This is a genomic window from Rhizobium sp. NRK18 (assembly GCF_024385575.1).
Taxonomy (GTDB): Bacteria; Pseudomonadota; Alphaproteobacteria; order Rhizobiales; family Rhizobiaceae; genus JANFMV01.
Genome location: NZ_JANFMV010000001.1, coordinates 2,407,287 through 2,419,081 on the forward strand (window position 1 = coordinate 2,407,287; position 11,795 = coordinate 2,419,081).

The 11,795-nt window shown below is 60.0% G+C and carries 10 protein-coding genes; 1 reads left to right on the plus strand and 9 read right to left on the minus strand.

The genetic code is table 11. The features are described from left to right. From NN662_RS11270 to rpsL, 8 genes are all read right to left on the minus strand, one after another. On the minus strand, window positions 1–294 hold the full coding sequence (locus NN662_RS11270) for a 50S ribosomal protein L23 (RefSeq protein ID WP_261930350.1): 294 nt from the start codon (window positions 292–294) through the stop codon (window positions 1–3). Then, a complete protein-coding gene (gene rplD, locus NN662_RS11275) occupies window positions 291–911 on the minus strand; it encodes a 50S ribosomal protein L4 (RefSeq protein WP_261930351.1) in 621 nt (206 codons plus the stop codon). The genes NN662_RS11270 and rplD overlap by 4 nt, the downstream gene beginning before the upstream one ends. 13 nt (window positions 912–924) lie before the next feature. Further along, window positions 925–1,566, minus strand: coding sequence for a 50S ribosomal protein L3 (rplC, locus tag NN662_RS11280; protein ID WP_261930352.1), 642 nt, complete (start codon window positions 1,564–1,566; stop codon window positions 925–927). A gap of 162 nt (window positions 1,567–1,728) precedes the next feature. Then, window positions 1,729–2,037 (minus strand): 30S ribosomal protein S10, encoded by a 309-nt coding sequence (gene rpsJ / locus NN662_RS11285; protein ID WP_003547547.1) that lies wholly within the window; start codon window positions 2,035–2,037, stop codon window positions 1,729–1,731. A gap of 116 nt (window positions 2,038–2,153) precedes the next feature. Next, on the minus strand, window positions 2,154–3,329 hold the full coding sequence (gene tuf / locus NN662_RS11290) for an elongation factor Tu (protein WP_261930353.1): 1,176 nt from the start codon (window positions 3,327–3,329) through the stop codon (window positions 2,154–2,156). Window positions 3,330–3,398: 69 nt separating this feature from the next. Further along, window positions 3,399–5,498 carry an elongation factor G gene (gene fusA, locus NN662_RS11295; protein ID WP_261930354.1) on the minus strand — a complete coding sequence of 700 codons (2,100 nt, stop codon included), beginning with the start codon at window positions 5,496–5,498 and terminating at the stop codon, window positions 3,399–3,401. A 30-nt stretch (window positions 5,499–5,528) separates the two neighbouring features. Continuing rightward, window positions 5,529–5,999: a 30S ribosomal protein S7 gene (gene rpsG / locus NN662_RS11300; RefSeq protein ID WP_261930355.1), complete on the minus strand. Its 471-nt coding sequence runs from the start codon at window positions 5,997–5,999 to the stop codon at window positions 5,529–5,531. Window positions 6,000–6,078: 79 nt separating this feature from the next. Then, the gene (gene rpsL / locus NN662_RS11305; protein ID WP_003507760.1) at window positions 6,079–6,450 is read right to left on the minus strand and encodes a 30S ribosomal protein S12; all 372 of its coding nucleotides are present in this window, start codon (window positions 6,448–6,450) and stop codon (window positions 6,079–6,081) included. Window positions 6,451–7,039: 589 nt separating this feature from the next. On the opposite strand from rpsL, the gene NN662_RS11310 reads away from it, so the two are divergent. Continuing rightward, window positions 7,040–7,333, plus strand: a complete 294-nt coding sequence (locus tag NN662_RS11310) for a transcriptional regulator (protein WP_261930356.1) — start codon at window positions 7,040–7,042, stop codon at window positions 7,331–7,333. 116 nt (window positions 7,334–7,449) lie between these two features. On the opposite strand, the gene rpoC is transcribed toward NN662_RS11310, so the two are convergent. Then, the gene (gene rpoC, locus NN662_RS11315; protein ID WP_261930357.1) at window positions 7,450–11,661 is read right to left on the minus strand and encodes a DNA-directed RNA polymerase subunit beta'; all 4,212 of its coding nucleotides are present in this window, start codon (window positions 11,659–11,661) and stop codon (window positions 7,450–7,452) included. Between the last annotated feature and the right edge of the window lie 134 nt (window positions 11,662–11,795).

The window sequence follows — 11,795 nt, forward strand, 5'->3', positions numbered from 1 at the left end:
TCACAGGCCGGTGGAGACGTCGATCGACTGGCCGTCAACGAGCGTGACGACTGCCTTCTTGACGTCCGACTGCTTGCCGGAGAAGCCGCGGAAACGCTTGGTCTTGCCCTTGCGGACGAGCGTGTTCACAGCCTTGACCTTCACGCCAAAGAGCGCTTCGACAGCTGCCTTGATTTCAGGCTTGCTGGCGTCCTTGGCGACGTTGAATACGACCTGGTTGTTATCAGATACCAGGGTCGACTTTTCCGTGATGACCGGCGTGCGGATCACATCGTAGTGACGAAGATCAGTCATTTGAACCGCTCCTCCAGAGCTTCGACAGCGGCCTTGGAGAGCACGAGCTTGCCACGGCGCAGGATGTCGTAAACGTTGATGCCCTGAACCGGCAGAACATCGATGTTCGGGATGTTCTGGGCTGCGAGCTTGAAGTTGTTGTCGAGCTCGGCGCCACCGATGATCAGTGCGTTTTCGAGGCCGAGGGATGCCAGAGCGCCCGACAGGGCCTTCGTCTTGGCTTCCTTGGCGACCAGATCGTCGATGATGATCAGGTCTTCAGCCTGGAGCTTGGCAGACAGCGCATGGCGCAGGCCGAGCGCGCGGATCTTCTTGGGAAGATCGTGAGCGTGGCTGCGGGTCTGCGGGCCGTGTGCACGACCGCCGCCGCGGAACTGCGGTGCACGTGCGGAATGGTGACGAGCGCGGCCCGTACCCTTCTGCTTGTACATCTTCGCACCGGTGCGGGAAACTTCGCCGCGGGTCTTGGTCTGGTGCGTGCCCTGCTGCTTCTTGGCGAGCTGCCAGCGGATGACGCGTGCAAGAATGTCTTCACGCGGATCGAGGCCGAAAATAGCATCCGACAGGGAGACCTTGCCGGCGTCTTTTCCCTCGAGGGTCTTGACGTTCAATTCCATATCAATGGCTCCCTTACTTCGATGCCGACTTGATGGCGTCGCGCACGATGATCCAGGAACCCTTGGAGCCGGGAACGGCGCCCTTGACCAGGATCAGACCGCGGTCGGCGTCGGTGGAGACGACTTCCAGGTTCTGGGTGGTGACGCGGGTCTGGCCCATGTGACCAGCCATGCGCTTGCCCTTCCAGACCTTACCCGGGTCCTGGTTGTTACCCGTCGAACCATGCGAACGGTGCGACACCGACACGCCGTGGGTTGCGCGAAGACCACCAAAGTTGTGGCGCTTCATCGCACCTGCGAAGCCCTTACCGATCGTAGTGCCGGTGACGTCCACCAGCTGGCCAGCGGCAAAGTGAGCGGCGGTGAGCTCGGTGCCGACGTCGATGAGGTTGTCCTCGGAGACGCGGAACTCGACGAGCTTCGCCTTGGGCTCAACGTTCGCAGCAGCAAAGTTGCCGCGCATCGCCTTCGACGTGTTCTTGACCTTCGAATGGCCTGCACCGAGCTGAACTGCGGTGTAGCCGTTCTTGTCATTGGTGCGCTGTGCGACAACCTGGCAGCTGTCCATGCGCAATACTGTTACCGGGATATGTTCGCCGGCGTCGTTGTAGACCCGGGTCATTCCCACTTTCTGTGCAATCACACCTGAACGCATTGGTTCATTCCTCTTGCGAGTAGGGAAAGGCATTGACGGCCAGTCCCTTGGCACTTTGTTTAAGGATTCCGCTCCGGCTCATCGCCTTCGGGTTTCCCGTTTTAAGAAGCCGTTGGCCGAAGCCACGTACCTTCCTTGTAATTTCGGCTCTCGCCGGAATTCTTAGAGCTTGATCTCGACGTCGACGCCGGCGGCCAGATCGAGCTTCATCAGCGCGTCAACCGTCTGCGGGGTCGGGTCGACGATGTCGAGAAGACGCTTGTGGGTGCGCATCTCGAACTGTTCGCGGCTCTTCTTGTCGATGTGCGGCGAACGGTTGACCGTGAACTTTTCAATCCGCGTCGGGAGCGGAACCGGACCACGGACGGAGGCGCCGGTGCGCTTGGCAGTCGACACGATTTCGCGCGTGGAGGCATCGAGGATCCGGTGATCAAACGCCTTCAGGCGGATGCGGATATTCTGGCCGTTCATACGTTTTGTCCTTGTTCAACATGCTCTCAACAAGAGAGCTGTTTTGAATCTTTGTTCTTATTCAAACAAGGACAGGGACCCTTGTGAGCCCCTGCCCCGAGACTTTGTCCCGTCGATTACTCGACGATCGAAGCGACGATGCCGGCGCCGACGGTGCGGCCGCCTTCGCGGATAGCGAAGCGCAGCTTTTCTTCCATCGCGATCGGAACGATCAGCTCGACGTCAACGGTGACGTTGTCGCCAGGCATGACCATTTCCGTGCCTTCCGGAAGCGTCACGATGCCCGTCACGTCCGTCGTGCGGAAGTAGAACTGCGGACGGTAGTTCGTGAAGAACGGCGTATGACGGCCGCCTTCTTCCTTCGTCAGGATATAGGCTTCGGCCTTGAACTTGCGGTGCGGCTTGACAGAACCCGGCTTGCACAGGATCTGGCCACGCTCGACGCCGTTACGGTCGACACCGCGAAGCAGCGCGCCGATGTTGTCGCCGGCCTGGCCCTGGTCGAGCAGCTTGCGGAACATTTCAACGCCCGTGCAGGTCGTCTTCGTCGTCGGCTTGATGCCAACGATTTCGATTTCTTCGCCAACCTTGACGATACCGCGCTCGACGCGGCCGGTCACAACCGTACCACGGCCCGAGATCGAAAACACGTCTTCGATCGGCATCAGGAACGGCTGGTCGATCGGACGCTCAGGCGTCGGGATGTAGCTGTCGACAGCTTCCATCAGGGCGCGGATCGCGTCTTCGCCGATCTTCTTGTCGGAATCTTCGAGAGCGGCCAGAGCCGAACCCTTGACGATCGGAATGTCGTCGCCCGGGAAGTCGTAGGACGACAGAAGTTCGCGAACTTCCAGCTCGACGAGCTCGAGGAGCTCTTCGTCGTCGACCTGGTCGACCTTGTTCAAGAACACGACGATTGCCGGAACGCCAACCTGACGGGCGAGCAGGATGTGCTCGCGGGTCTGCGGCATCGGGCCGTCGGCAGCCGAGCAAACCAGGATCGCGCCGTCCATCTGGGCAGCACCGGTGATCATGTTCTTGACGTAGTCGGCGTGGCCGGGGCAGTCAACGTGGGCGTAGTGACGGTTGGCCGTCTCGTACTCGACGTGTGCCGTCGAGATGGTGATGCCACGCGCCTTTTCTTCCGGAGCAGCGTCGATCTGGTCGTACGCCTTGAACTCGCCGAAGAACTTCGTGATCGCTGCCGTCAGCGACGTCTTGCCGTGGTCAACGTGACCAATCGTGCCAATGTTTACGTGAGGCTTGTTGCGCTCAAACTTGCTCTTTGCCATTTTCGGCTCTCCAATTTGCCCCTCTTACGGGGGAATGTCCTACAATTTGGTTTCCAGTAGTCCGGCCAATTACTTCTGGCCGGAATACTTCGCCTGGATTTCGGTCGCGACGTTCGACGGAACCGGTGCGTAGTGGTCGAAGACCATCGAGTACTGGGCGCGGCCCTGAGACATCGAACGCAGGTTGTCGACGTACTTGAACATGTTGGCCAGCGGAACGTTGGCGTTGATGACAACGGCAACACCACGGCTTTCCTGGCCCTGGATCTGACCACGGCGGGAGTTCAGGTCGCCGATCACGTCACCGACGTAATCTTCCGGCGTGACAACTTCAACCTTCATCATCGGCTCGAGGAGCTGAGCACCGGCCTTCTTGGCTGCTTCACGGAAGCAGGCGCGGGAAGCGATTTCGAATGCCAGGACCGAGGAGTCGACGTCGTGGAAGGCGCCATCGATGAGCGTCGCCTTGACGCCGAGCATCGGGAAGCCAGCCAGCGGACCGGAAGACAGAACGCTTTCGATACCCTTCTGAACGCCCGGGATGTATTCCTTCGGAACAGCACCACCGACGATCTTGGATTCGAAGACGAAATCTTCGCCATCCGGGTTCGGTTCGAAGATGATCTTGACGCGCGCGAACTGGCCGGTACCACCCGACTGCTTCTTGTGCGTGTAGTCTTCTTCGTGCGTGCGGGTGATGGTTTCGCGGTAGGCAACCTGCGGCGCGCCGACGGATGCTTCAACCTTGAACTCACGACGCATGCGATCGACGATGATGTCGAGGTGCAGTTCGCCCATGCCAGCGATGATCGTCTGGCCCGACTCGTGGTCCGTCTTCACGCGGAAGGACGGATCTTCGGCTGCCAGGCGGTTGAGCGCGAGGCCCATCTTTTCCTGGTCGCCCTTGGTCTTCGGCTCGATGGCGATCTGGATGACCGGCTCGGGGAACTCCATGCGCTCGAGGATAACCGGCTTCAGGGGATCGCAGAGCGTGTCACCCGTGGTGGTTTCCTTGAGGCCAGCGAGAGCAACGATGTCGCCTGCATAGGCTTCTTCGATGTCTTCACGCGAGTTGGAGTGCATCTGCAGCATGCGGCCGACGCGCTCGCGCTTTTCCTTGACCGTGTTCATGACCGACGAGCCCTTTTCGAGCTTGCCGGAGTAGATGCGGGCGAAGGTCAGCGAACCGACGAAGGGGTCGTTCATGATCTTGAACGCGAGCATGGACAGCGGCTCTTCGTCGTCAGCGTGACGCTCGATCTCGGCTTCGGTCTTGACGTCAACGCCCTTGATCGCCGGAATGTCGAGCGGCGACGGCAGGTAGTCGACGACGGCGTCGAGAAGCGGCTGAACGCCCTTGTTCTTGAAGGCGGTGCCGCAGAACATCGGGTGGAACTTCACGTCGATCGTGCCACGACGAACGAGAGCGCGGATCTTGTCGTTGTCGGGCATTTCGCCTTCGAGGTAGGCTTCCATCGCTTCTTCGTCGATCTCGACAACGGTCTCGATCAGCTTTTCGCGATATTCTTCAGCCTTGGCCTTCATGTCTTCCGGGATCTCAACGACGTCCCACTGAGCGCCGAGCGATTCGTCGCGCCAGATGAGAGCGTTCATTTCGATCAGGTCGACGACGCCCTTGAAATCGGCCTCAGCGCCGATCGGCAGCTGCATGACGACAGCAGTCGCGCCGAGACGGGTCTTGATCATCTCGACCGAGCGGTAGAAGTCGGCGCCGGTCTTGTCCATCTTGTTGCAGAAGATCATGCGCGGAACATGGTACTTCTCAGCCTGACGCCAGACGGTTTCCGTCTGCGGCTCAACGCCGGCGTTGGCGTCGAGCAGTGCGATGGCACCGTCGAGAACGCGCAGCGAACGCTCGACTTCGATGGTGAAGTCAACGTGGCCGGGGGTGTCGATGATGTTGAAGCGGCGCATCTTGCCGTCACGGCCCTTCCAGAAGGTCGTGGTGGCAGCGGACGTGATCGTGATGCCACGCTCCTGCTCCTGCTCCATCCAGTCCATGGTGGCAGCGCCGTCATGAACTTCACCGATCTTGTGCGACTTGCCGGTGTAGTAAAGGATACGCTCGGTCGTGGTCGTCTTGCCGGCGTCAATGTGCGCCATGATACCGAAATTGCGGTAGTCTTCGATTTTATATTCGCGGGCCATTTTGGTCTGCCTTTCGAAAATTGCCGCCGATTACCAGCGATAGTGGGAGAATGCGCGGTTAGCGTCAGCCATCTTGTGCGTGTCTTCGCGCTTCTTCACTGCAGAACCACGGTTGTTGGCCGCATCCATGAGTTCGCCGCAGAGGCGATCGATCATGGTGGGCTCGTTGCGCTTGCGGGCAGCAGCGATCAACCAGCGGATCGCGAGTGCCTGGCGGCGCTCCGGACGAACGTCGACCGGAACCTGGTAGGTCGCACCACCGACGCGGCGCGAACGCACTTCAACGTGCGGAGCAACGTTGTCGAGTGCCTGATGGAAGATCGCAACCGGCTCCTGCTTCATCTTGCCTTCGACGGCGTCGAACGCGCCGTAGACGATGGATTCAGCAACTGACTTCTTGCCATGAAGCATGATGGCATTCATGAACTTGGTAACGACGAGGTCACCGAACTTCGGGTCCGGGTTGATCTCACGCTTTTCTGCACTATGGCGACGGGACATACTTCTTGTCTCTCAACAGTTATGACGCTTCATCACGCGGAGAACCTCGCGCAGCGCCTGGAAAACGATAAAGCCCGAATTACTTCGGACGCTTCGCACCGTACTTCGAACGGCGCTGCTTGCGGTTCTTGACGCCCTGGGTGTCGAGAACGCCGCGGATGATGTGGTAACGCACGCCCGGCAAGTCCTTCACGCGGCCGCCACGGATCATGACGACGGAGTGTTCCTGCAGGTTGTGACCTTCGCCCGGAATGTAGCCGATGACTTCGAAGCCATTGGTCAGGCGGATCTTGGCGACCTTACGCAGAGCCGAGTTCGGCTTCTTCGGGGTCGTGGTGTAAACACGGGTGCAAACGCCGCGCTTCTGAGGGTTTTCCTGCAGAGCAGGCACTTTATTGCGCTTTACCTGTGCCTGACGCGGCTTGCGGATCAGCTGGTTTACGGTAGGCATACAACCATCCCTTACAAAATCTTCTGTCTCATGCCCTTGCGGGCGGATCTAAGCTGCCGATAACGGCTCAACACGATCGACGTCATAATGCGCAAAATATGGCCCGACCCGCTCGCTTGCGGATGGACCAGAAAAAGCAGAGGACGCAAGCTCTCGCGTCATGCGTACAGCATTTCGAAGTCTCAACGTATTTTAGGAACCGTGTTTGAGACGAACTCCAGAGCGTGTCGCGCCGAACAGTCAAGCCTCACATCGGGACCGATGGCGCGGGTACTACTGCGTAAAGCCCTCTCCGTCAAGACCGGGCGCCAAGAAATTCTTAAAACGCAGGGCCTGGAGCCGCTTGCGACCATCCCGAAACCGTATTTCGGCGATTTTGATCGCGCGCTTGCCATTTTCCGTTGGGCTAAGGCCCGAACTTGCCCTAAATAAGGCAATGAGCGACGGGAGAGTGACCTCCATAGCCCGTTCGAAACCACCAGACAAGAATCGCTTTTGCAGCGATTCCCCTTTTCCCCGCCCGAACGAATCTCCGGCCAGAATCGACCGTCGGCCGACCTTCCCAAGGGCGAATGCCAAGGAGCAGAGCATGATTGCATTTCCGGACAACGACAATGCGCCCGACGAGCCGATCGTCTTCATCATCATCGGCAAGGCGTATCGCATCAAGGGCGACGAAGGCATGGAGATCCATATCATGCTGGCCGCACCCGACGACGATACCGCGGTGCGCACCGCTCTCGACGCGCTGGCCCAGGAGGGTTTCGCCGAAGCCGACCTCGACCAGATCGGCACCCTCGACGGCATGCCGGACGAAGAGCCGCACGCCTCCGCCTATCAGGGCGTCCTCGAAGGCGAAGTGGCGATCATCCGCTTCGACTGACATCTTATAAAGAGGACTGGCGGCGCCCTGCCCTTCCGGTCCCCCTGCTCTTCCAGAATTGAAAAAGCCGCCGGTCGAAACCGGCGGCTTTTTTGTTCTCAGGACTGTAGGCCGTCTTATTCGCCGGCCGGCGTCGCGTCGCTTGCGGCCATGTCGCGCAGCATCGGCGTTGCCGTGTCCGCGCCGGTCGACTTGCGGCGTTCCTCGAGGATCAGATCGTCGCGCGACGTTGCGATCCGGCGGATCTGCGTCATGGTGCGACCCGTACCTGCCGGGATCAGACGACCCACGATGATGTTTTCCTTCAGGCCCTGCAGCGTGTCGGTCTTGCCGGCGATCGCCGCTTCGGTGAGAACCTTCGTCGTCTCCTGGAACGAAGCCGCGGAGAAGAACGACGGCGTCTGCAGCGAAGCCTTGGTGATGCCGAGCAGAACCGGATCGCCCGAAGCCGGCTTTTTGCCTTCTTCGATCAGCGCATCGTTGACGTCGTCGAGCTCGATACGATCGACATTGTCGCCGACGATGTACTGGCTGTCGCCGGCGTCGGTGATCTCGACCTTCTGGAGCATCTGACGGACAATCACTTCGATGTGCTTGTCGTTGATGACAACGCCCTGCAGTCGGTAGACTTCCTGGATTTCGTTGACGAGGTAGGAAGCCAGAGCCTCCACGCCCTTGATCGCCAGGATGTCGTGCGGTGCCGGGTTGCCGTCGAGGATGTAGTCACCCTTTTCGATGTAGTCGCCATCCTGCAGGTGGAAGGGCTTGCCCTTCGGGATGAGATACTCGACGGGCTCGACGCCATCTTCCGCCGGCTCGATGACGATACGACGCTTGTTCTTGTAGTCGCGGCCGAAGCGAACCGTACCGTCGATCTCGGCGATGACGGCGTGATCCTTCGGACGACGTGCTTCGAACAGTTCGGCAACGCGCGGCAGACCACCGGTGATGTCCTTGGTCTTGGCGCTTTCCATCGGGATACGTGCAAGCACGTCGCCCTGGGAAACCTTCTGGCCGGGTTCGACCGAAAGGATCGCGTCCACCGAGAGCATCAGGCGAGCTTCACCGCCACGCGGCAGCTTGATGATGTTGCCCGAAGCATCCTTGATGACCATGGCCGGCTTGAGGTCCGTCCCGCGCGGGGTCGAACGCCAGTCGATGATCTGACGCTTGGTGATGCCGGTCGATTCGTCGGTCGCTTCGAGGGCGGAGATGCCGTCGACAACGTCTTCGAAGTGAACGGTACCCGTGACTTCCGTCATCATCGGACGGGTGTAGGGGTCCCACTCGGCGAGACGCTGGCCGCGCTTCACCTTGTCGCCATCGTCGACGAAGATCTTCGAACCGTAGGCCACACGCTGCGAGGAACGCTCAACGCCGCGTTCATCGAGGATCGTGACGGCCATACTGCGGCCCATGGCAATCAGGTTGCCTTCGGAGTTGCGCAGCATGTTGCGGTTCTTGATCTGCACCGTACCTTCGTACGAGGCTTCCAGGAACGACTGGTCGACCACGGTTGCCGTACCACCAAGGTGGAACGTACGCATGGTGAGCTGCGTGCCCGGCTCGCCGATCGACTGAGCGGCGATGACGCCAACGGCTTCGCCGATGTTGACCGGCGTACCGCGTGCAAGGTCGCGACCGTAGCAGACCTGGCAGACGCCCGTCTGGATTTCGCAGGTCAATGCCGAACGAATGCGGACGGACTGGATGCCGGCCTTCTCGATTTCGACGACGTCGGCTTCGAGGATCATCTTGCCGGCGTCGACGATGCGCTCGCCAGTGACCGGGTTGTCGATGTCGTCCAGCGCCGTACGGCCAAGGATACGCGCTCCGAGCGAAGCCACGACCTGACCGGCGTCGACGATAGCCGTCATGGTCAGACCGGTGTCGGTGCCGCAATCGTTGTGAATGACGATGCAGTCCTGGGCCACGTCGACGAGACGACGGGTCAGGTAACCGGAGTTCGCGGTCTTCAGAGCGGTGTCGGCCAGACCCTTACGGGCACCGTGCGTCGAGTTGAAGTACTCGTTCACGGTCAGGCCTTCCTTGAAGTTCGAGATGATCGGCGTCTCGATGATTTCGCCCGACGGCTTGGCCATGAGGCCGCGCATGCCGCCCAGCTGACGCATCTGGTTCGGTGAACCACGGGCCCCCGAGTGCGACATCATGTAGATAGCGTTCATCGGCTTCTGGCGACCGTTGTCGTCGAACTCCACGGCCTTAATGCGAGCCATCATGTCCTCGGCGACCTTTTCCGTGGCCTTGCCCCAGGCGTCAACGACCTTGTTGTACTTCTCGCCCTGAGTGATCAGGCCGTCGTTGTACTGCTGCTCGTATTCCTTGACCAGGGTTTCGGTGTCACCGACGATCTTCGCCTTTGTTTCCGGAATGATCATGTCGTCCTTGCCGAACGAGATGCCGGCCTTGCAGGCATTCGTGAAGCCGAGCTGCATGATCCGGTCGCAGAAAATGACCGTGTCCTTCTGGCCGCAATGGCGATAGACCGTGTCGATCATCTTGGAGATGTTCTTCTTGGTCATTTCCTGGTTGCAGATGTCGAACGGGATGTTGACATTGCGCGGCAGGAGTTCGCCGATGATCATGCGGCCCGGGGTCGTTTCATAGATCTTCGAAACCGGGTTGCCGTTCTCGTCGACCGTCTTGAAGCGGCCGCGGATCTTGGCGTGCAGGGTGACGGCCTTGGTTTCCAGAGCATGGTGCAGTTCGCCCATGTCGGAGAACACCATGCCTTCGCCCGGCTCGTTCTGGTTCATGATCGCCAGGTAGTAGAGGCCGAGAACCATGTCCTGCGACGGCACGATGATCGGCTGACCGTTGGCCGGGTGCAGGATGTTGTTCGTCGACATCATCAGCACGCGGGCTTCAAGCTGGGCTTCGAGCGACAGCGGCACGTGAACGGCCATCTGGTCGCCGTCGAAGTCGGCGTTGAAGGCGGTGCAGACGAGCGGATGCAGCTGGATGGCCTTGCCTTCGACCAGGGTCGGTTCGAAGGCCTGGATGCCCAGGCGGTGCAGCGTCGGCGCGCGGTTCAGGAGAACCGGATGCTCGCGGATGACCTCGTCGAGGATATCCCAGACTTCCGGACGTTCCTTTTCAACCAGCTTCTTGGCCTGCTTGACGGTCGAGGAGTAACCCTTAGCGTCGAGGCGGGCGTAGATGAACGGCTTGAACAGTTCGAGCGCCATCTTCTTCGGCAGGCCGCACTGGTGCAGCTTGAGTTCCGGACCGGTCACGATGACCGAACGGCCGGAATAGTCGACGCGCTTGCCGAGCAGGTTCTGACGGAAGCGGCCCTGCTTGCCCTTGAGCATGTCGGACAGCGACTTCAGCGGACGCTTGTTGGCGCCGGTGATGACGCGGCCACGGCGGCCGTTGTCGAACAGCGCATCGACAGATTCCTGCAGCATGCGCTTTTCGTTACGGATGATGATGCCCGGTGCGCGCAGTTCGATCAGCCGCTTCAGACGGTTGTTACGGTTGATGACGCGGCGGTACAGATCGTTGAGGTCGGACGTCGCGAAACGGCCGCCGTCGAGCGGGACGAGCGGACGCAGGTCCGGCGGGATCACAGGAACGACCTTCATGATCATCCATTCCGGACGGTTGCCGGACTCGATGAAGTTCTCGACGATCTTCAGACGCTTCATCAGCTTCTTCTGCTTCAGATCGGACGTCGTGTCGGCAAGATCCGAACGCAGTTCGCCGGCGATCTTTTCCAGATTCATGCTGGCGAGCATTTCGTAGATGGCTTCGGCGCCGATCATCGCCGTGAACTGGTCTTCACCATATTCATCGACGGCCAGCATGTATTCTTCTTCGGAAAGAAGCTGGTTTTCCTTCAGCGCCGTCAGGCCCGGCTCGGTGACGATGTAGTTCTCGAAATAGAGAACGCGCTCGACATCCTTCAGCGTCATGTCGAGCAGGGTCGAGATGCGCGACGGCAGGGACTTCAGGAACCAGATGTGGGCGACGGGCGCAGCGAGCTCGATGTGGCCCATGCGCTCGCGGCGAACGCGCGACAGCGTGACTTCGACGCCGCACTTTTCGCAGATGATGCCCTTGTACTTCATGCGCTTGTACTTGCCGCACAGGCACTCGTAGTCCTTGATCGGGCCAAAGATGCGCGCGCAGAAGAGTCCGTCACGTTCCGGCTTGAACGTACGGTAGTTGATGGTTTCCGGCTTCTTGATCTCACCGTACGACCACGACAGGATCTTCTCGGGGCTCGCAATCGAGATCCGGATCTGGTCGAAGTGCTGTGCAGGCACCTGCGGGTTGAAAAGATTCATGACCTCATGGTTCATGCCTATCTCCTTCTAGGGCTCTGGGCCCTCTATTTGGCGCGGCGGATCCGGCTTTCCCGGGTGCCGGTCCGGCGCCTCGAAACAACGTCACGCCGCATGTGAGTGCGGCGGCCTCCCCTCGCCCGGCGACCAGC

Bases quoted from the DNA above. Each gene is read 5' to 3' on its own strand.
- rpoC (WP_261930357.1), bottom strand. From the start codon at position 11,661: ATGAACCATGAGGTCATGAATCTTTTCAACCCGCAGGTGCCTGCACAG.
- tuf (WP_261930353.1), bottom strand. From the start codon at position 3,329: ATGGCAAAGAGCAAGTTTGAGCGCAACAAGCCTCACGTAAACATTGGC.
- fusA (WP_261930354.1), bottom strand. From the start codon at position 5,498: ATGGCCCGCGAATATAAAATCGAAGACTACCGCAATTTCGGTATCATG.
- rpsG (WP_261930355.1), bottom strand. From the start codon at position 5,999: ATGTCCCGTCGCCATAGTGCAGAAAAGCGTGAGATCAACCCGGACCCG.
- NN662_RS11310 (WP_261930356.1), top strand. From the start codon at position 7,040: ATGATTGCATTTCCGGACAACGACAATGCGCCCGACGAGCCGATCGTC.
- rplD (WP_261930351.1), bottom strand. From the start codon at position 911: ATGGAATTGAACGTCAAGACCCTCGAGGGAAAAGACGCCGGCAAGGTC.
- rpsJ (WP_003547547.1), bottom strand. From the start codon at position 2,037: ATGAACGGCCAGAATATCCGCATCCGCCTGAAGGCGTTTGATCACCGG.
- rplC (WP_261930352.1), bottom strand. From the start codon at position 1,566: ATGCGTTCAGGTGTGATTGCACAGAAAGTGGGAATGACCCGGGTCTAC.
- rpsL (WP_003507760.1), bottom strand. From the start codon at position 6,450: ATGCCTACCGTAAACCAGCTGATCCGCAAGCCGCGTCAGGCACAGGTA.
- NN662_RS11270 (WP_261930350.1), bottom strand. From the start codon at position 294: ATGACTGATCTTCGTCACTACGATGTGATCCGCACGCCGGTCATCACG.